Annotated in this window: 16 protein-coding genes; 12 read left to right on the top strand and 4 right to left on the bottom strand. The window is 71.0% G+C overall.

The window, feature by feature from the left end; genetic code table 11:
- Positions 1–135: 135 nt before the first annotated feature.
- The 8 genes from OG266_RS11505 (at position 136) to OG266_RS11470 (ending at position 8288) form a co-directional block, all read left to right on the top strand.
- On the top strand, positions 136–2859 hold the full coding sequence (locus OG266_RS11505; protein ID WP_266474414.1) for a DNA translocase FtsK: 2724 nt from the start codon (positions 136–138) through the stop codon (positions 2857–2859).
- Positions 2860–3123: 264 nt separating this feature from the next.
- Positions 3124–3972: a RodZ domain-containing protein gene (locus tag OG266_RS11500; protein WP_329545182.1), complete on the top strand. Its 849-nt coding sequence runs from the start codon at positions 3124–3126 to the stop codon at positions 3970–3972.
- A 91-nt stretch (positions 3973–4063) separates the two neighbouring features.
- Positions 4064–5539: a 30S ribosomal protein S12 methylthiotransferase RimO gene (gene rimO / locus OG266_RS11495; RefSeq protein ID WP_329545181.1), complete on the top strand. Its 1476-nt coding sequence runs from the start codon at positions 4064–4066 to the stop codon at positions 5537–5539.
- Positions 5536–6249: a CDP-diacylglycerol--glycerol-3-phosphate 3-phosphatidyltransferase gene (gene pgsA / locus OG266_RS11490; RefSeq protein ID WP_266474409.1), complete on the top strand. Its 714-nt coding sequence runs from the start codon at positions 5536–5538 to the stop codon at positions 6247–6249. Before rimO ends, pgsA begins: the two co-directional genes overlap by 4 nt.
- Complete coding sequence (locus OG266_RS11485; RefSeq protein WP_326720312.1) at positions 6246–6791, top strand: CinA family protein; 546 nt, start codon at positions 6246–6248, stop codon at positions 6789–6791. Before pgsA ends, OG266_RS11485 begins: the two co-directional genes overlap by 4 nt.
- A gap of 109 nt (positions 6792–6900) precedes the next feature.
- Complete coding sequence (locus tag OG266_RS11480) at positions 6901–7278, top strand: helix-turn-helix domain-containing protein (protein ID WP_266474405.1); 378 nt, start codon at positions 6901–6903, stop codon at positions 7276–7278.
- Between the two features lie 150 nt (positions 7279–7428).
- Complete coding sequence (locus OG266_RS11475; protein WP_266474404.1) at positions 7429–7914, top strand: Dps family protein; 486 nt, start codon at positions 7429–7431, stop codon at positions 7912–7914.
- 98 nt (positions 7915–8012) lie between these two features.
- Positions 8013–8288 (top strand): hypothetical protein, encoded by a 276-nt coding sequence (locus OG266_RS11470; protein WP_371545236.1) that lies wholly within the window; start codon positions 8013–8015, stop codon positions 8286–8288.
- A 30-nt stretch (positions 8289–8318) separates the two neighbouring features.
- Here the strand turns inward: OG266_RS11470 and OG266_RS11465 are convergent, their stop codons facing one another.
- From OG266_RS11465 to OG266_RS11455, 3 genes are all read right to left on the bottom strand, one after another.
- Positions 8319–9083: an SDR family NAD(P)-dependent oxidoreductase gene (locus OG266_RS11465; RefSeq protein ID WP_326720310.1), complete on the bottom strand. Its 765-nt coding sequence runs from the start codon at positions 9081–9083 to the stop codon at positions 8319–8321.
- Positions 9084–9115: 32 nt separating this feature from the next.
- Complete coding sequence (locus OG266_RS11460; protein WP_371545233.1) at positions 9116–9985, bottom strand: Fpg/Nei family DNA glycosylase; 870 nt, start codon at positions 9983–9985, stop codon at positions 9116–9118.
- 70 nt (positions 9986–10055) lie between these two features.
- A complete protein-coding gene (locus OG266_RS11455) occupies positions 10056–15038 on the bottom strand; it encodes an ATP-dependent helicase (RefSeq protein WP_371545230.1) in 4983 nt (1660 codons plus the stop codon).
- Positions 15039–15175: 137 nt separating this feature from the next.
- On the opposite strand from OG266_RS11455, the gene OG266_RS11450 reads away from it, so the two are divergent.
- The 3 genes from OG266_RS11450 to OG266_RS11440 are packed head-to-tail and all read left to right on the top strand — an operon-like array spanning position 15176 to position 17090.
- Positions 15176–16165, top strand: a complete 990-nt coding sequence (locus tag OG266_RS11450; protein WP_329545174.1) for an AraC family transcriptional regulator — start codon at positions 15176–15178, stop codon at positions 16163–16165.
- Positions 16066–16785 (top strand): AzlC family ABC transporter permease, encoded by a 720-nt coding sequence (locus tag OG266_RS11445; RefSeq protein ID WP_266475057.1) that lies wholly within the window; start codon positions 16066–16068, stop codon positions 16783–16785. Before OG266_RS11450 ends, OG266_RS11445 begins: the two co-directional genes overlap by 100 nt.
- The gene (locus OG266_RS11440) at positions 16782–17090 is read left to right on the top strand and encodes an AzlD domain-containing protein (protein WP_266474394.1); all 309 of its coding nucleotides are present in this window, start codon (positions 16782–16784) and stop codon (positions 17088–17090) included. The genes OG266_RS11445 and OG266_RS11440 overlap by 4 nt, the downstream gene beginning before the upstream one ends.
- 84 nt (positions 17091–17174) lie before the next feature.
- Here OG266_RS11440 and OG266_RS11435 read toward each other — a convergent pair whose 3' ends face one another.
- On the bottom strand, positions 17175–18128 hold the full coding sequence (locus tag OG266_RS11435) for a hypothetical protein (protein ID WP_266474392.1): 954 nt from the start codon (positions 18126–18128) through the stop codon (positions 17175–17177).
- An 81-nt stretch (positions 18129–18209) separates the two neighbouring features.
- On the opposite strand from OG266_RS11435, the gene OG266_RS11430 reads away from it, so the two are divergent.
- The gene (locus tag OG266_RS11430) at positions 18210–18404 is read left to right on the top strand and encodes a DUF3046 domain-containing protein (protein ID WP_371545227.1); all 195 of its coding nucleotides are present in this window, start codon (positions 18210–18212) and stop codon (positions 18402–18404) included.
- The last annotated feature ends 42 nt before the right edge of the window (positions 18405–18446 follow it).

Raw genomic sequence — 18446 nt, 5'->3', positions numbered from 1 at the left:
CAGTGCGGTCGCGGGTGCCAAGCAGTGCAAGGCCGGTGAATCGGCGTCAGTTTCGGGCTCGGGTCCGGGCGACACGAACGGGTGAAGCAGTAGGCACACGTGTCCGCTGTCGTCTCCACCGGTAACCTCACACACATGGCCTCACGTCAGTCCGCAGCCAAGAAGCCGCCCGCGAAGAAGGCGGCCGCTCCGACGAAGGCCCCCGCGAAAAAGGCCGCCGCGAAGAAGGCGCCTGCCAAGAAGGCCGCGGCGAAGAAGCCCGCACCCGCGCCGGCACCCAATCCGACCGCGGGTGTGTACAAACTCGTCCGCGCCCTCTGGCTGGGGGTCGCGCACGCCGTCGGGGCGATGTTCCGTGGCATAGGGCGGGGAGCGAAGGGGCTCGACCCGGCGCACCGCAAGGACGGTGTAGCGCTGCTGCTGCTCGGCCTGGCGCTGATCACCGCCGCGGGAACCTGGTCCAACCTGCAGGGCCCGGTGGGCGATCTCGTCGAGATGCTGGTCACCGGCGCCTTCGGCCGCCTCGACCTGCTGGTCCCGATACTGCTCGGCGTCATCGCGGCCCGGCTCATCCGGCATCCCGAGAAGCCCGAGGCGAACGGCCGCATCGTGATCGGCCTGTCCGCGCTCGTCATCGGAGTGCTGGGCCAGGTCCACATCGCGTGCGGGGCGCCCGCGCGCAGCGACGGCATGCAGGCCATAAGGGACGCCGGAGGGCTCATCGGCTGGGGCGCGTCCACCCCGCTGACGTACACGATGGGCGACGTCCTCGCCGTGCCGCTCCTGGTGCTGCTCACGATCTTCGGCCTGCTCGTCGTCACGGCGACTCCGGTCAACGCGATTCCGCAGCGGCTGCGGCTGCTGGGCCAGAAGCTGGGCATCGTCCAGGCCGACGAGGACGAGGACGGCCTCGGGGAGGACGACGAGCGTTACGACGAGCAGTGGCGCGAGGCGCTCCCCGCGCGCTCCAGGAGGCGCTCTCGCGCCCCTGAGGCGTACGACCCCGACAGCGCCGAGCAGGAGGCGCTCACCAAGCGCCGTGGCCGCCCCAGGCGGCCCGCCATGCAACAGCCCGACATGAACCGGCCGATGGACGCGGTGGACGTCGCCGCGGCCGCCGCTGCCGCGCTCGACGGGGCCGTGCTGCACGGGATGCCGCCCTCGCCGCTGGTCGCCGATCTGACGCAGGGCGTCCGCGTGGAGCGGGACGGGTACGAGGAGACCACGCCGGTGCCGGCCGCGCGTGCCAAGGCCGTCCCTGGGGCCAAGCGGCCCAAGCAGGAGATGCTCAAGGTCGAGCCCGTCGTGCCCGACCTCACCAAGGCTGCGCCCGACGCACCCCGTGAGCTGCCCCCGCGCGCGGAGCAACTCCAGCTCTCCGGCGACATCTCGTACTCCCTGCCGTCGCTCGACCTCCTGGAGCGCGGCGGCCCCGGCAAGACGCGCAGCGCCGCCAACGACGCGGTCGTCGCCTCGCTCTCGAACGTCTTCATGGAGTTCAAGGTCGACGCCGCCGTCACCGGCTTCACGCGCGGTCCGACGGTCACCCGGTACGAGGTCGAGCTCGGCCCCGCCGTGAAGGTCGAGCGGATCACGGCGCTGGCCAAGAACATCGCGTACGCCGTCGCCAGCCCCGACGTCCGGATCATCAGCCCGATCCCCGGCAAGTCGGCGGTCGGCATCGAGATCCCGAACACCGACCGCGAGATGGTCAACCTGGGTGACGTGCTGCGGCTGGCCGACGCCGCCGAGGACGACCACCCGATGCTGGTCGCGCTCGGCAAGGACGTCGAGGGCGGCTATGTGATGGCCAACCTTGCGAAGATGCCGCACGTCCTGGTGGCCGGAGCGACCGGTTCCGGCAAATCGTCATGCATCAACTGCCTGATCACGTCCGTCATGGTGCGCGCGACCCCCGAGGACGTGCGCATGGTCCTCGTCGACCCCAAGCGCGTCGAACTGACCGCGTACGAGGGCATCCCGCACCTGATCACACCGATCATCACCAACCCCAAGCGGGCCGCCGAGGCGCTGCAGTGGGTCGTACGGGAGATGGATCTGCGCTACGACGACCTCGCGGCGTTCGGGTACCGGCACATCGACGACTTCAACGAGGCCATCAGGAACGGCAAGGTGAAGCTGCCCGAGGGCAGTGAGCGCGAGCTGAGCCCGTACCCGTATCTGCTGGTGATCGTCGACGAGCTCGCGGACCTGATGATGGTCGCGCCGCGGGACGTCGAGGACTCCATCGTGCGCATCACGCAGCTCGCGCGTGCGGCCGGCATCCACCTGGTGCTGGCCACGCAGCGGCCGTCCGTCGATGTCGTCACCGGTCTGATCAAGGCGAACGTGCCGTCCCGGCTCGCCTTCGCCACCTCCTCGCTCGCCGACAGCCGCGTCATCCTCGACCAGCCGGGTGCCGAGAAGCTGATCGGCAAGGGCGACGGGCTGTTCCTGCCGATGGGGGCCAACAAGCCGACCCGTATGCAGGGCGCCTTCGTGACCGAGGGCGAGGTCGCGTTGATCGTGCAGCACTGCAAGGACCAGATGGCGCCGGTCTTCCGGGACGACGTCACGGTGGGCACCAAGCAGAAGAAGGAGATCGACGAGGACATCGGCGACGACCTCGACCTGCTGTGCCAGGCCGCCGAACTGGTCGTCTCCACCCAGTTCGGGTCCACCTCGATGCTCCAGCGCAAGCTGCGCGTCGGCTTCGCCAAGGCGGGGCGCCTGATGGACCTCATGGAGTCCCGCGGCATCGTCGGACCGAGCGAGGGCTCCAAGGCGCGTGACGTTCTTGTGAAGGCTGATGAGCTGGATGGAGTGCTCGCCGTGATTCGTGGGGAAGCTGAAGCGTAGGGAAACGGGACAGGTCGGTCCCCGTACGAGTGGGTTCGCCGCAGATGGGTATCCGAACGTGACTCACCCGTAAGGGAACAGAGGGCAACCGTTTCCCTTCGGCGTACGTCAAGTTGAGGGAGGGGACACGTACATGTCCCAACATCAGGATGACCGGCCATTCTGATGGCGTAAGAAGTCCCACCGCCCGGTTGCCCCATCCTTTCTTACCCCCCCTAAACTGAACCTCCAGCACAGGTGGCTACACGCTCGAAAGGCGCCCCCGTGTCCATCGGCAATTCCCCCGACGGCAACCCCCCCGAAGACGAGCGTCCGTTCGAAGACGACCGTGCGGCAGAGCAGCCTTCGATCGGCCGTGCCCTGCGGCAGGCCCGTGTCGAAGCCGGGCTGACGGTCGATGACGTCAGCAATGCCACTCGGGTCCGTATCGCCATCGTGCACTCGATCGAGCAGGACGACTTCGCCCCCTGCGGTGGCGATGTCTACGCGCGCGGTCACATCCGGACCCTGGCACGCGCCGTCCATATTGATCCGGCCCCGCTGCTCGCGCGCTACGACGCCGAGCACGGCGGTCGCCCCGCGCCGACGCCGGCCGCACCGCTCTTCGAGGCGGAACGTATCCGTCCCGAGCGGCGCGGACCGAACTGGACCGCCGCCATGGTCGCCGCGATCGTCGCGGTGATCGGCTTCGTCGGTTTCACCGTGGTCAAGGGCGGCGACAGCGGGAGCGACGCGAAGACGCAGGTCGCCGAGGGGTCCACGCCGACCGCCAGCAAACCTGCGCCCAAGCCGACCGTCACCAAGCCCGCCGACCCGAAGCCGTCCGACAGCGCCATCGCGGCCGCCCCGCAGGACAAGGTGACCGTCCAGGTGAGCGCCCCCGACGGGCGCAGCTGGATCTCCGCCAAGGACCACAACGGGCGGCTGCTCTTCGACGGTCTCCTGGAGCAGGGCCAGTCCAAGACCTTCCAGGACCAGGAGAAGATCGATCTGGTCCTGGGTGACGCCGGCGCCATCCAGCTGCACGTGAACGGCAAGGAAATCAAGGACGAGTTCCAGCCCGGCCAGGTCGAACGCCTGACGTACACGAAGGGCGACCCCGAGGTCGGATAAGCGGCTCAAGGGACATGCGGGCACGGGGTTGGCCAAGATCGGCCAACCCCGTCGACGTGGGCTGTCAGCGGGACGAAGTAGTCTTGAGCCCATGCCTGAACGCCGTACCGTCGCACTCGTCACCCTTGGCTGCGCCCGTAACGAGGTGGACTCGGAGGAGCTCGCAGGCCGCTTGGAGGCGGACGGCTGGCAACTCGTGGAGGACGCCGAGGACGCGGACGTAGCCGTCGTCAACACCTGTGGCTTCGTCGAGGCCGCCAAGAAGGACTCCGTCGACGCCCTCCTCGAAGCCAATGATCTCAAGGGCCACGGGAGAACCCAGGCCGTCGTGGCCGTGGGCTGCATGGCCGAGCGGTACGGCAAGGAGCTCGCCGAGGCGCTGCCCGAGGCCGACGGCGTACTCGGCTTCGACGACTACGCCGACATCTCCGACCGCCTCCAGACCATCCTGAACGGCGGCATCCACGCCGCGCACACCCCGCGCGACCGCCGCAAGCTGCTGCCGATCAGCCCGGCCGAGCGGCAGAGCGCGGGCGAAGAGGTGGCTCTTCCCGGCCACGGTGCTCCCTCGGACCTTCCTGAGGGCGTCGCGCCCGAGTCCGGCCCCCGTGCGCCCCTGCGGCGCCGTCTCGACGGCTCGCCCGTCGCCTCGGTGAAGCTCGCCTCGGGCTGCGACCGGCGCTGCTCCTTCTGCGCCATCCCGTCCTTCCGCGGTTCGTTCATCTCGCGCCGCCCGAGCGACGTGCTCAACGAGACCCGCTGGCTGGCCGAGCAGGGCGTCAAGGAGGTCATGCTGGTCTCCGAGAACAACACCTCGTACGGCAAGGACCTCGGCGACATCCGCCTCCTGGAGACGATGCTGCCCGAGCTGGCGGAGATCGAGGGCATCGAGCGCGTGCGGGTCAGCTACCTGCAGCCGGCCGAGATGCGTCCCGGACTCATCGACGTCCTCACCTCGACGCCGAACATCGCGCCCTACTTCGACCTCTCCTTCCAGCACTCCGCGCCCGACGTGCTGCGCGCGATGCGGCGCTTCGGTGACACCGACCGCTTCCTGGAGCTGCTCGACACGATCCGTTCCAAGGCCCCGCAGGCCGGTGTGCGGTCCAACTTCATCGTGGGCTTCCCGGGCGAGACCGAGGCCGACCTCGCGGAGCTGGAGCGCTTCCTCACGGGTGCGCGGCTCGACGCGATCGGTGTCTTCGGGTACTCGGACGAGGACGGCACCGAGGCGGCGACGTACGAGCACAAGCTCGACGAGGACGTCGTCGCCGAGCGGCTCGCGCGTGTCTCCCGGCTGGCCGAGGAGCTTGTCTCGCAGCGGGCCGAGGAGCGCGTCGGGGAGACCGTGCACGTCCTTGTGGAGTCGGTCGACTCGCCGGAAGGCGCCTTCGGGCGCGCCGAGCACCAGGCGCCCGAGACGGACGGCCAGGTGCTGTTCACGAGCAGCGAAGGTTTGACGGTCGGCCGTATCGTCGAGGCCAAGGTGGTCGGTACGGAAGGTGTCGACCTGGTGGCCGAGCCGCTCCTGGGCTCGCTCCCGTGTACTGAGGAGGCGGGCAGATGACCGGAGTCCCGGCATCCGCGGCGGGCGGCTCCCCCAGCACGAAAGGTGCGGCGGGCGCTCCCGGCGCTCCGGGGGGCGCCAAGCCGGTGCGGGCCGGGAAGCTGGGCGCTGCGGCCGTCAACCAGGCCAGCCTCTGGAACATCGCCAACATCCTGACCATGATCCGGCTCGTCCTCGTGCCCGGCTTCGTGGCCCTGATGCTGGCCGACGGCGGGTACGACCCCGCCATGCGCGCGTGGGCCTGGGCGGCCTTCGCCGTCGCCATGATCACCGACATCTTCGACGGCCATCTGGCGCGCACGTACAACCTCGTCACCGATTTCGGGAAGATCGCCGACCCCATCGCCGACAAGGCGATCATGGGTGCGGCGCTGATCTGTCTGTCCTATCTCGGAGATCTGCCGTGGTGGGTGACGGGGGTGATCCTCGGGCGTGAGCTCGGGATCACCCTGCTGCGTTTCGTGGTGATCCGTTACGGGGTCATCCCGGCGAGCCGCGGCGGCAAGCTGAAGACGCTGGTGCAGGGCACGGCGGTCGGGATGTACGTCCTGGCGCTGACAGGCCCGCTGGCCACCCTGAGATGGTGGGTGATGGCCGTGGCGGTCGTCCTGACCGTGGTCACCGGGCTCGACTATGTGAGACAGGCCATTGTGCTCCGCAGGAGCGGAATCGCCGAGCGCCTGGCGGCCGCCCAGGAGGCGGAGCGGTGAATTCCCTGGCCACTGAAGTGCTTCGACTACTCACGGTGAGGGGCGAGACGCTTGCCGTGGCCGAGTCGCTCACCGGTGGCCTGGTGGCGACGGAGATCACAGCGGTGCCTGGGGCGTCCAGGGCGTTCCGGGGCTCCGTGACCGCGTACGCCACCGAGCTCAAGCACGAACTGCTCGGTGTCGACGCCACTCTGCTGGCCGAGCGCGGTGCGGTGGATCCGCAGGTCGCGGCCCAGATGGCGGCCGGAGTGCGGAAGGCTCTCGGTGCGGACTGGGGCATCGCGACGACCGGTGTCGCAGGGCCTGAACCCCAGGACGGACAGCCCGTCGGCACGGTTTTCGTGGCCGTCGTAGGGCCGCCGGACGCGGTATTTGACGCAACTGGTGGCGGGAAAGTCGTACCGCTGCGGTTGAACGGCGGCCGTGCGGAAATCCGTATGGAGAGTGCACGGAGCGTACTCGCACTGCTCTTGAAGGGGCTTGCGGGCGAACAGACCGGGAATGAGCGGGCACAGGATACGGAACAGAACGGGGGGTTTTGATGTTTGCAGCCCTGAGTGAACACGACATCGCTCCCCGCACGGCCGCGGCGCAAGGCGGTACGGTGGGGCGTGAAGGATGCGGCTACGCGGTCCGAGGAGGGAGCCACCGATGATTCTGCTCCGTCGCCTGCTTGGTGACGTGCTGCGTCGGCAGCGCCAGCGCCAGGGCCGTACTCTGCGCGAAGTCTCCTCGTCCGCCCGAGTCTCACTCGGCTATCTCTCCGAGGTGGAGCGGGGGCAGAAGGAGGCATCCTCCGAGCTGCTCTCCGCGATCTGCGACGCGTTGGACGTACGGATGTCCGAGCTCATGCGGGAAGTGAGCGACGAGCTCGCTCTCGCCGAGCTGGCACGGTCGGCTGCGGCCACCGAACCGGTGCCCGCACCGGTGCGTCGCCCGATGCTCAATTCCGTCTCGGTGACCGGTGTGCCACCGGAACGGGTCACGATCAAGGCGCCTGCCGAGGCTGTCGACGTCGTCGCCGCCTGACGCTCATGAACTGAGAATGTGTGTGAAGCCCCGGTCGGGGCCTCCAGGGAGACCTGGAGGCCCCGACCGGGGCTTTCGCTTTCCTTCGAGTGACCCAAATTGGCCATATATGCAATGGTTGGTGAGGTCGTAAAGAATCGGAGGATTCTGATGTACGTCGTCAAAAGCTCGCTGTCCGACGCGGACCTGAAGACCGTGTCCGAGGCACTGCAGGGCGCACTGGTCGACTTGATCGACCTCTCCCTCGTGGCGAAGCAGATCCACTGGAACGTGGTCGGACCGCGCTTCCGCTCCGTCCACCTCCAGCTCGACGAGGTCGTGGACACCGCCCGCCTGCACTCCGACACCGTGGCGGAGCGGGCCTCGACTCTGGGCGTCTCGCCCGACGGGCGGGCCGCGACCGTGGCCTCCAGCAGCGGCATCGGCTCGACTCCCGAGGGCTGGGTCAAGGACACCGACGCCGTAGGGGCGCTCGTGGACGCGCTGAGCGCGGTGATCACGCGGATGCGGGAACGGGTGGCGGCGACCGGGGACCCGGATCCGGTGAGCCAGGACATCTTCATCGGGATCACGGCGGATCTGGAGAAGCACCATTGGATGTTCCAGGCGGAGAACGTCCAGGCGGAGAACCGGTGACCTGTCCGCTGCGGTGGCCCGGGATGCGCCTGTGTGCTGCTGGTGCGCCCTGTCGGGCGTGAGGGTGGTGTTCTAGCGTCCGGCTGGAGGTGTTGGCCATGGCGGGGCGGATAGTGCGTTGGGGGGCGGTTCTGGGGCTCGGCGGGCTGTGGTGGTGGAGCGTGCTCCGGCTCGCACTGGTGCCTGACGCGGGGGTTCTGGAGGGGGCGGTCGCGGCCGGCGGATGGGGGCTGAGCCTGCTTCCGGTGCACTGTGTGGCGAAGGCGCGGGCGGCGGGGGCCGTTGGGTCCGATCGGTGGTGGGAGGCGTGGCAGGGGCGCAGGGCTGCTCGGGGGCGCGGGGCGCGCGAGAGGCGTGCGCAGGGTGTGCGGTGAGGGTCCGGCACCCGGTTTCCTGAGTGCGGGCTACCAAGGCATCGCCACGCCGCCGTTGGGCCGGAGGATCTGGCCTGTCGTGAACGCCGAGGCGTCGGAGGCGAGGTGCAGCACGGCGTGGGCGATGTCCTCCGGTTCGCCGACGCGGCCCAGTGGGGACAGCCGGGCCATGAACGCCTCGGTGTGCGCCTGCTCCTCCCCGTTGTGCCGGTCGGTCATCGGGGTGCGGATCCAGCCGGGCGCCACCGCGTTGACACGGATGCCGTGCGGGCCGATCTCGGTCGCCAGCGTCTTCGTCAACTGGACGACCGCTGCCTTCGCGGCGCCGTAGCAGAGCAGGCCGGGGCCGCCCGTGTCGACGGCGCCCGAGGCCATTGTGATGATGCTGCCGCGGGTACCGGTCGCGATCATCGCGTGGGCCGCTTCCTGGCAGGCGTACAGCACACCCTTGAAGTTGACCCTCAGCACACGGTCGAGGTCCTCGTCCCTGGTCTCCAGGACGGGGCTGCTGTGCATGATCCCGGCGACCGCTGCCATGACGTCGAGGCGTTCGCAGGATCTGACTGCCTGCCTGAGCTGGTCGCGGTCGGTGACGTCGAGCGGGTGGGTGTGGGCGGTGCCGCCCTGACCCTTGATCAGGGTCGCGGTCTCATGCAGGCCCTGCGCGTCGCGGTCGGCGCAGTGGACCGTGGCGCCCGCCTCTGCGAGCAGTACGGCGGAAGCGCGGCCGATGCCGCTGGCGGCGCCGGTGACGAATGCGGTGCGTCCGGTGAGGTCGTACGCCTTGAGGGGCATGAAGGGACGGTACGAGGGTTTCTGACGGGTCGTCAATTAGTTGTACGTCGAGGACTCGTGCGGGGTTTGGCGGTGCCCGGTGCCGGGGCGGGGCCCGCTTGGCACGTCGGGCACCAGTAGGTGGGGCGCTCGCGGGAGCCGTCACCCTGGTCGGCCGCGCGGATCGGGGTGCGGCAGCGCAGACAGGGGCGGGGTGCGCGGCCGTACACGAAGAGGTTCTGGTCGCGCCCTGTTGCGCTGTGTCCCTGGGCGCCGAGGCCCGTGGTGTTGCGGGCCGGGCGGTCGCGGTTGGATTCGAGGAGCTTCTTGGCGAGGGCGGGCAGGTGGATGGCGCGGTGGGCGGGGAGAGCGCCGATGGGGAGCCAGGGGGTGACGCCGAGGAGGAAGCACAGCTCGCTCTTGTAGACGTTGCCGATGCCGGCGAGATTGCGCTGGTCGAGCAGGGCTTCGCCGAGGGGGCGGACCGGGTCGCGCAGCAGGTTTTCCAGGGCGCTGTCCGGGTCCCAGTCGGGGCCCAGGAGGTCGGGGCCCAGGTGCCCCACGGCTCGGTCCTCGTCGGCGGTGCGGAGCAGCTCCAGTACGGGGAGCCGGTAGCCGACGGCCGTGCGGTCCGCGGTGCCGAGGATGGCCCGGATCTGGTGGGCGGGGCCACCGCTCCAGCGTTGCCCGTTCGCGTACACCTTCCACGAACCGTCCATCCGCAGATGTGAGTGCAGGGTCAGCCCGCCCTCGATCCGGGTGAGGAGGTGCTTGCCGCGCGGGGTCACATCCAGGACGGTGCGGCCGGTGAGGTCGGAGGTGGCGTACCTCGGCACCCGTAGGTCTGAGCGGATCAGCACTTTGCCGGCGAGGGCGAGGTGCAGCCGCCTCGCGGCTTGCCAGACGGTGTCTCCTTCGGGCATGGCTCCAGGGTGGCATGTCGGGGGGTGGGGGACTTGGGCCTGTGCCGAGGGCGCTGTGGTTCCTGGGGCGCTAGGCGCGGAGGCGCAGTCCGCGGGGGGTCGCGATGAAGCCTGCTCCTTCCAGGAGGGTGCCGAAAGGGGATGTCAGGGAAGAGACGCCGTTGACGCGCTCCACCGTGACCGTGCCGAGGGAGCCGGCTCGGGCCGCTGTGGCGAGGGTCTCGGCGGCGGCGCTCAGGCGGGCGTCCTGTGTGACCGCGCCGTCCGGGTCGGAGGGCCAGGCCAGCAGGGTCTTGCCGCCGCGTTCCATGTACAGCGTCAGCTCGCCGTCCACGAGCACGACCAGGGAGCCCGCTTTGCGGCCGGGCTTGTGCCCGGCACCGGTCGGCGGCTCGGGCCAGGGGAGGGCCGCGCCGTAGGCGTTGGCGGGGTCGGCGGCGGCGAGGACGACGGCCTGGGTGGTGGCACGGGTGTGGGAGCGGGGGCGGTTGTTCGGGAGGCCGGGGCTGTCGGGGGAGGCGGCGCGGGCTGAGAAGTCGGGGTCGGCCGCATCGGCGGAGAAGCTGTGGTCTTCGGTGAGGCCGCTGGTGGGCGGGAAGTCGGAGCTTGCCGGGTCGAAGTTCCCCGGGTCGCGGAAGTCGCCGGGGTCGCCGAGATCGTGGGGATGGCTGGGGGCGTCGGGGAAGTTGAGCGGGTCCGTCGGGTCGAGGCCGCTGGGGAAGGCCGGGGTGCTCGCCGGGCCGCGGTTGCCTGGGAAGGCGTACTGGACAGGGAAACCGTTCGAGAGGTCCGGTTCGGACAGGGCTTCGCCGCGGTCCCGGGCGTTCGCCGCCGCGCGCAGGCGGTCGACCGCGCCGTCCATCGCGAACTGGGCCGCGCCGAGTCCTTCGACCACGTATCCACGCCGTGCCTGGCCGCTGTCCTCGAAGGCGGACAGGATGCGGTAGATCGCGGAGAAGCCGCCCTCGACACCCTCCGCGGCGACCGCACCCCGGGTCACCACGCCGTGCCGGTCGAGCAGGGTCCGGGCCAGGGCGTGGGCGCGCACCGTCAGGTCGGGCTCGCGGTCGGGGAGCAGGGACCAGCGGCCTGCCACGGTCGGCGGGCCGGTACGGGACTGGGGGCGCGCGGCGCCGGTCAGGGAGCCGTAGCGGCCGCGTGGGATCGAGCGTTTGGCGCGGTGGGCCGTGGACCCGGCGGTGCGGCCCGAGCCCAGCAGGGAGCGCATGGGCGCGAGCGTGTCGTTCGTGAGCCGTCCGGACCAAGCCAGGTCCCAGACCGCGTCGGCGAGTTGAGGGTCGGTGACGTCGGGATGCGTGGTCGCCCGGACCTGGTCGGCGATCTGGCGGAAGAAGAGACCGTAGCCCCCGGAGAGAGCGCCCAGGATGGATTCGTGGAGCGCGGTCGTCTCCAGGGGGTGCGGGGAGGACAGGAGCAGCGGAGCCGCGTCCGCCAGGTACAGCGAGACCCAACCGTCCTTGCCCGGCAGTGACCCGGCCCCGGCCCAGACGACCTCTCCGGCGGCGGTGAGCTCGTCGAGCAGCGCGGGGGCGTAACCGGTGACCCGGGACGGCAGGACCAGCTTCTCCAGCGCGGACGCGGGAACGGACGCGCCCTGCAACTGCTCGATGGCGCGCACCAGTCCGTCGATGCCGCGCAGCCCGTGCCCGCTGCCGATGTGCTGCCATTGCGGCAGGAACTGCGCCAGCGCGGCGGGCGGCACCGGCTCCAGTTCATGGCGCAGCGCCGCGAGCGAACGGCGCCGCAGTCTGCGCAGGACCGCCGCGTCACACCACTCCTGACCGATGCCCGCCGGGTGGAACTCCCCTTGTACGACGCGTCCGGCCGCGGCGAGCCGATGCAGGGCGCCGTCCGTGACGGCCGTGCCGAGCCCGAAGCGGGCGGCGGCCGTCGTCGACGTGAACGGGCCGTGGGTGCGCGCGTACCGCGCGAGGAGGTCGCCGAGCGGGTCCTTGACCGGCTCGGTGAAGGCCTCCGGGACACCGACGGGCAGGGCCGTACCGAGTGCGTCACGCAGCCGGCCCGCGTCCTCGATCGCGGCCCAGTGGTCGGCCCCGGCGATCCGGACGCGGATGGCGCGGCGGGAGGCGGCCAACTCCTGGGCCCACTGCGCCTCGGCGCCGCGCTCGGCCAGCTCGGCTTCCGTGAGCGGGCCGAGCAGGCGCAGCAGGTCGGCGACGCCTTCGGCGTCCTTGACCCGGCGGTCCTCGGTGAGCCACTGGAGCTCCCGCTCCAGTTCGGCCAGGACGTCGGCGTCGAGCAACTCGCGCAGCTCGGCCTGTCCGAGAAGCTCGGCGAGGAGCCGTGAGTCCAGGGACAGCGCGGCGGCGCGCCGCTCGGCGAGGGGGGAGTCGCCCTCGTACAGGAACTGGGCGACGTATCCGAAGAGCAGGGAGCGGGCGAACGGCGAGGGCTCCGGGGTGGTGACCTCGACCAGGCGCACCTTGCGGGACTCGATGTCGCCCATCAGCTCTGTGAGGCCAGGGACGTCGAAGACATCCTGGAGGCATTCGCGAACGGCCTCCAGGACGATCGGGAACGAGCCGTACTCGCTTGCCACTTCGAGCAGTTGGGCGGCGCGCTGCCGCTGCTGCCACAGCGGGGTGCGCTTTCCGGGGCTGCGGCGCGGCAGCAGCAGTGCCCGGGCCGCGCACTCGCGGAAACGGGACGCGAACAGGGCCGAGCCGCCCACCTGGTCGGTGACGATCTGGTTGACGTCGCCCTTGTCGAGGGCGACGTCCGCGGCGCCGACGGGCGCCTGCTCGGCGTCGTACTCGGTGCCCGCCTTCGTGGGCGCCTGGTCGAGCAGGTCGAGGCCCATCAGGTCGGCGTCGGGCAGCCGCAGCACGATGCCGTCGTCCGCGTGCATGACCTGGGCGTCCATGCCATAGCGCTCGGAGAGCTTGGCGCCGAGTGCAAGGGCCCAGGGAGCGTGGACCTGGGCGCCGAAGGGGGAGTGCACGACGACTCGCCAGTCGCCCAGCTCGTCGCGGAACCGCTCGACGACGATGGTGCGGTCGTCCGGGATGTGACCGCACGCCTCGCGCTGTTCGGCGAGGTACGAGAGCACGTTGTCCGCTGCCCAGGCGTCCAGGCCAGCGGTGAGCAGGCGGAGCCGGGCGTCCTCCTTGGGGAGGGAGCCCACCTCTCGGAGGAACGCGCCGACCGCGCGGCCCAGTTCGAGTGGGCGGCCGAGCTGGTCGCCCTTCCAGAAGGGGAGCCTGCCGGGAACGCCGGGTGCGGGGGAGACCAGGACGCGGTCGCGCGTGATGTCCTCGATGCGCCAGGAGCTGGTGCCGAGTGTGAAGACATCGCCGACGCGGGACTCGTAGACCATCTCCTCGTCGAGTTCGCCGACTCTGCCGCCTCCCTTCTTGGGGTCGGCTCCCGCGAGGAAGACCCCGAAAAGCCCGCGGTCGGGAATCGTGCCCCCGGAGGTGACGGCGAGGCGCTGCGCGCCGGGGCGCCCGGTGACCGTACCGGCGATGCGGTCCCATACGACCCGGGGCCGCAACTCCGCGAAGGCGTCGGACGGATAGCGGCCCGCGAGCATGTCGAGCACGGCTGTGAACGCCGACTCCGGGAGCGATGCGAAGGGTGCCGCCCGGCGGACCGTGGCGAGCAGGTCGTCGACCTGCCAGGTGTCGAGGGCGGTCATCGCGACGATCTGCTGGGCCAGCACGTCCAGGGGGTTGGCCGGGACCCGGAGGGACTCGATGGAGCCGGTGCGCATCCGCTCGGTGACCACGGCGGCCTGCACGAGGTCGCCCCGGTACTTGGGGAAGACGACACCGGTGGAGACCGCCCCCACCTGGTGGCCGGCGCGGCCCACGCGCTGGAGTCCGGAGGCCACGGACGGGGGTGACTCGACCTGGATGACGAGGTCCACCGCGCCCATGTCGATGCCGAGTTCGAGGCTGGAGGTGGCGACCACGGCGGGCAGACGGCCTGCCTTGAGGTCCTCCTCGACGAGGGTACGCTGCTCCTTGGAGACCGAGCCGTGGTGGGCGCGGGCGATCACCGGCGGGGCTCCCTGGGCGGCGCCCGAGCCGCCCATCAACTCGGCCGGGGCATGGGCTTCTTCAAGGGGTTGGCCGGTCGCCCTCTCGTACGCGATCTCGTTCAGCCGGTTGCAGAGTCGCTCCGCCAGGCGGCGGGAGTTGGCGAACACGATCGTCGAGCGGTGGGCCTGGACGAGGTCGGCGATCCGTTCCTCGACGTGTGGCCAGATGGAGGGCTTTTCGGCTCCCTCCTTGCCGTCGGCGACCGGGGAGCCGCCCAGTTCGCCCAGGTCCTCGACCGGGACGACCACGGAGAGGTCGAATTCCTTGCCGGAGGGCGGCTGGACGATCTCCACCTTGCGCTGGGGCGAGAGATAGCGCGCGACCTCGTCCACCGGACGCACGGTGGCGGAGAGGCCGATGCGGCGGGCCGGCTTGGGCAGCAGCTCGTCGAGGCGCTCCAGGGTGAGCGCGAGGTGAGCGCCGCGCTTGGTGCCCGCGACGGCGTGCACCTCGTCCAGGATCACCGTCTCGATGCCCGTGAGCGCGTCGCGAGTGGCCGAGGTGAGCATCAGGAACAGCGACTCGGGGGTGGTGATCAGGATGTCCGGGGGGCGGGTGGCCAGGGCGCGGCGCTCGGCGGGCGGGGTGTCGCCGGAGCGGATGCCCACCTTCACCTCGGGCTCGGGCAGCCCGAGCCGGACCGACTCCTGCCGGATACCGGTCAGCGGGCTGCGCAGGTTGCGCTCCACGTCCACCGCGAGGGCCTTGAGCGGTGACACGTACAGCACCCGGCAGCGCTTCTTGGGGTCGGCCGGCGGCGGGGCCGAGGCCAGCTGGTCGAGCGCGGCGAGGAACGCGGCCAGGGTCTTGCCGGAGCCGGTCGGGGCGACGACAAGGACGTCCGAGCCCGCACCGATGGCCGCCCACGCGCCGGCCTGGGCCGCGGTGGGCGCGGAGAAGGCCCCCGTGAACCAGCCGCGGGTCGCGGGGGAGAAGCCGTCGAGGGCTCGATGCGTGGAGCTGACCATGCGTCCATCCTGCACCCAGCCACTGACAAGCGCCCTGACCTGCTGAAATGTGTTCGCGGAGTGCTCGCGGCGGTCTGGTACGTGGGTCACCGACGGCCCTGACGGCTCCGTGCGGCCCGCTGACGCAGAATGGGGGCATGGCGGCTTCAGCGGAGCGGGCGCGGCACTGGCAGTACGCGGAACTGCCCGGTGTCGATCTGCTGCGGGCCCGATACGTCGAGAAGATCTTTGTGCGGCATACCCACGAGAACTTCGTCATCGCCGCCATCGCCGAAGGCGTCGAGGTCTTCCACCACGGCAGCGCCGACCAGTACGCGGGCCCGGGCGCACTGGCGCTGGTCAACCCCGACACTCCGCACACCGGCCGCGCCGGCGTCCCCGAGGGCTGGCGGTACGGGGCGGTGTACCCGTCCCCGGAACTGGTGGCCGAGATCGCCGCCGAGACCACCACGATCCGCGGCACTCCCGGATTCATCAGCCCCGTGCTCGACGACCCGTACGCCGCAGGTCTCGTCCACCAGGTGCTCAGGGCCGCGGAGGAGGGCAACGCGCTCGCCGCCGACACCTTGCTGCGGGTGGCCGTGACCCGGCTGCTGCGGCTGAACGGAGGCCCGCTGCCGCAGCGGGCCGTGCGCACCGCCGGTGCTCATATCGCGGCACGCGCGCGTGCCGTGCTGGACGAGCGGATGGCCGAGCCCCCGACTCTGGAGCTGCTCGCCACCGAACTCGGCACCAGCCCGTTCGCGCTGCTGCGAGCGTTCCGCGATGCCTACGGGATGCCGCCCCACACCTGGCTGACCGACGCCCGCGTACGCCGGGCCCGCCACCTCCTGGACACCGGTTCCGCGCCCGCCGAGGCGGCCGTCGCCGTCGGCTTCACCGACCAGCCGCACCTCAACCGTCACTTCACCCGGATCGTGGGCGTCCCCCCGGGCGCCTACCAGCGTGAGCGCAAGAACGTACAAGACGGCGAAGGGCGACTGCTCCTACCGTCCAAGGCGTGGCAGAACAGACAGCTCTCGCAGACATACGCAAAGAAGACGGCGGAAAACCCGACGCAGCCGTCGTCCGGGACGCCCTGGGAGTCGGGATCGCCGTCGGCCTGTCCGGTTTCGCCTTCGGGGTGACCTCGGCGGGCAGCGGCCTCACGCTGCTGCAGACCTGCGCGCTCAGCCTGCTGGTGTTCACCGGCGCCTCACAGTTCGCGCTGGTGGGGGCCCTCGCGGCCGGGGGCAACCCGCTCACGGCTGCCGCGGGTGCCTTCTTCCTCGGAGTGCGCAACGCGTTCTACGGACTGAGGCTGTCGCAGCTGCTGGCCCTCCCGCGCGCGGTGCGCCCGTTCGCCGCGCAGTGGGTCATCGACGAGACCACAGCCGTCGCCCTCGCCCAGCCCACCCGTCGCAGCGTCCGCATCGGGTTCACGGTCACCGGGCTCACCCTCTACGTGCTGTGGAACCTCACCACGCTGCTCGGCGCTGTCGGGGCCGAGGCCATCGGTGACACCGACGCGTGGGGACTGGACGCAGCAGGGCCCGCCGTCTTCCTCGCGCTGCTCGCGCCGATGCTGAAGACCACTACGGAGCGTGTGGTCGCGGGTGTCGCGGTCCTTCTGGGCCTCGGTCTGCTCCCCCTGCTGCCTGCCGGGGTCCCCGTCCTGGTGGCCGCGCTCGCCGCGCCGGCCGCCCTCTACGTAGAGGGCCGCCGCAGCGCGAGGACCGCCGACGAGGCACCAGGGGAGGACCGTTGAGCATCTGGATCGCGATCGGCGCGACCGCCGTCGGCTGCTACGTCGTCAAACTCATCGGGCTGCTGGTCCCCGCCGGAGTACTGGAGCGGCCGCTCGTCCAGCGCCTCGCCGCCCTGCTGCCCGTTGCCCTTCTTGCCGCCCTCACGGCCCAGCAGACCTTCGCCGACGGGCACGTCCTGGTGGTGGACGCGAAAGCCGCGGGGCTTGCCGCGGCCGCCGTAGCACTGATCCTGCGCGCCCCCTTCCTGCTCGTGGTCGCCGCGGCCGTGGTGGTGACGGCGGGGGTGCGGGCGATTACGGGCTGACGTGCGGCGCTGTTGCTCAGGGGTGCCCAGGGACACGTGGGCCGGCGGGGCCATCCGCGGCAGTCCGTCACGGCACCCGCAAGGTCAGCTGATGGACCGTCCGTACGCCCTCAGGGTGCGCAGCGCCTCGATCGTCACGATGGGACGGCACTCCAGGGCGGTGCCCGGCGCCCACTGACGCCAGCGGATCGGCCAGCCGCCGTCCTCTTCCTGCTCGTTCGCCAAGTGGTCGAGTGAGTGCGTCATTTCCTCGTCGGTGAACCACGCGCGCGCGAGTGAGCCCGGGGTCTTCGCGTAGTCGTGCGGGAAATGGTGCTCACCGGGCGCGTAGCCGGGCGCCACGGGGAACGCGTCGAGACGCTCCGGGTCCAGCGCCGCGAGCCGGTGTTCGCGTACCAGGCGGCCCAGTCGGTCGGCGGCCGCCTCCGCGCGCGGGCGGTCGGGCGCGGAGTCCAGGAAGGCCACGGCGGCCTCGATCTCGTACGGGTGGGACTTCTCCAGGGACTCGATCGCCTGCCAGCAGAAGTCGGTCGCCCGGAACAGCCAGGCGTGCCACACCTCGTTGCGGTGCAGCAGGCCCACCACGGGCCCGGTGGCGAGGAGTTCGCTCGGCGGGTTGTCGACGACCGGCACGAAGGGAGCCGTCGGATAGCCGCGCTGGCTGGGATGGATCGCCGGCAGTGCGCCGTCCGGCGTCGAGACGGAGGTCAGATAGCGGCACATACGCTCCACGCGCTGTCCGCCGCAGCGCCCGATCGAGTCGAGCACGCGCAGCGCGTGCCCGGTGTGCAACGGCTGGCTCACCGGGCCGCGCAGATCGGGTTCCAGCGCGTGACCGTAGCCGTCGTCGTCATTGCGGTAGGCGGCCAGCGCGGTCTCCACCGCATCCGCGCCGCCGACATCGCTGTTCAGGAAGTGGTACTCGAAGCGGCGCTGCTCCAGCACGCGCGCCGTGAGCCAGACGAAGTGCTCGGCGCGCGAGAGCGGGGAGTGCGCCGGGGGCGTCGGGGGGAGTGGGGATGCTCCGGATTCGGCCATGGGTCAGACCGTAGGACGGAAAGCGGTCTCCACAAGCGGTCCCCGGCTCGGGCCCACCCTCAGGAGCGGGATACTGGAGTCATGCGGTTGACGGTCTTCTGGCAGCGGATGGCGGATCACTTCGGTACGGAGTACGCCGACACCTTCGCGCGCGATCACGTGATGACGGAGCTGGGCGGGCGGACCGTTCACGAGGCGCTCAACACCGGCTGGGAGGCCAAGGACGTGTGGCGCGTGGTGTGCGCGGCCGCGGACGTTCCGTACGAAAACCGCTGACGGGGCACGAAGATCCGGGGCGGGCACCCGATTGTCGGTGGC

Origin of the sequence: Streptomyces sp. NBC_00554 (assembly GCF_041431135.1) — a bacterium.
GTDB lineage: Bacteria > Actinomycetota > Actinomycetes > Streptomycetales > Streptomycetaceae > Streptomyces.
This window is presented reverse-complemented; position numbering and strand designations above follow the sequence as displayed.

What these genes read in the sequence shown, in the direction of transcription:
- OG266_RS11505 (WP_266474414.1), top strand. Translation starts at nt 136, where the DNA reads ATGGCCTCACGTCAGTCCGCAGCCAAGAAGCCGCCCGCGAAGAAGGCG.
- rimO (WP_329545181.1), top strand. Translation starts at nt 4,064, where the DNA reads ATGCCTGAACGCCGTACCGTCGCACTCGTCACCCTTGGCTGCGCCCGT.
- pgsA (WP_266474409.1), top strand. Translation starts at nt 5,536, where the DNA reads ATGACCGGAGTCCCGGCATCCGCGGCGGGCGGCTCCCCCAGCACGAAA.
- OG266_RS11480 (WP_266474405.1), top strand. Translation starts at nt 6,901, where the DNA reads ATGATTCTGCTCCGTCGCCTGCTTGGTGACGTGCTGCGTCGGCAGCGC.
- OG266_RS11475 (WP_266474404.1), top strand. Translation starts at nt 7,429, where the DNA reads ATGTACGTCGTCAAAAGCTCGCTGTCCGACGCGGACCTGAAGACCGTG.
- OG266_RS11470 (WP_371545236.1), top strand. Translation starts at nt 8,013, where the DNA reads ATGGCGGGGCGGATAGTGCGTTGGGGGGCGGTTCTGGGGCTCGGCGGG.
- OG266_RS11465 (WP_326720310.1), bottom strand. Translation starts at nt 9,083, where the DNA reads ATGCCCCTCAAGGCGTACGACCTCACCGGACGCACCGCATTCGTCACC.
- OG266_RS11460 (WP_371545233.1), bottom strand. Translation starts at nt 9,985, where the DNA reads ATGCCCGAAGGAGACACCGTCTGGCAAGCCGCGAGGCGGCTGCACCTC.
- OG266_RS11455 (WP_371545230.1), bottom strand. Translation starts at nt 15,038, where the DNA reads ATGGTCAGCTCCACGCATCGAGCCCTCGACGGCTTCTCCCCCGCGACC.
- OG266_RS11450 (WP_329545174.1), top strand. Translation starts at nt 15,176, where the DNA reads ATGGCGGCTTCAGCGGAGCGGGCGCGGCACTGGCAGTACGCGGAACTG.
- OG266_RS11435 (WP_266474392.1), bottom strand. Translation starts at nt 18,128, where the DNA reads ATGGCCGAATCCGGAGCATCCCCACTCCCCCCGACGCCCCCGGCGCAC.
- OG266_RS11430 (WP_371545227.1), top strand. Translation starts at nt 18,210, where the DNA reads ATGCGGTTGACGGTCTTCTGGCAGCGGATGGCGGATCACTTCGGTACG.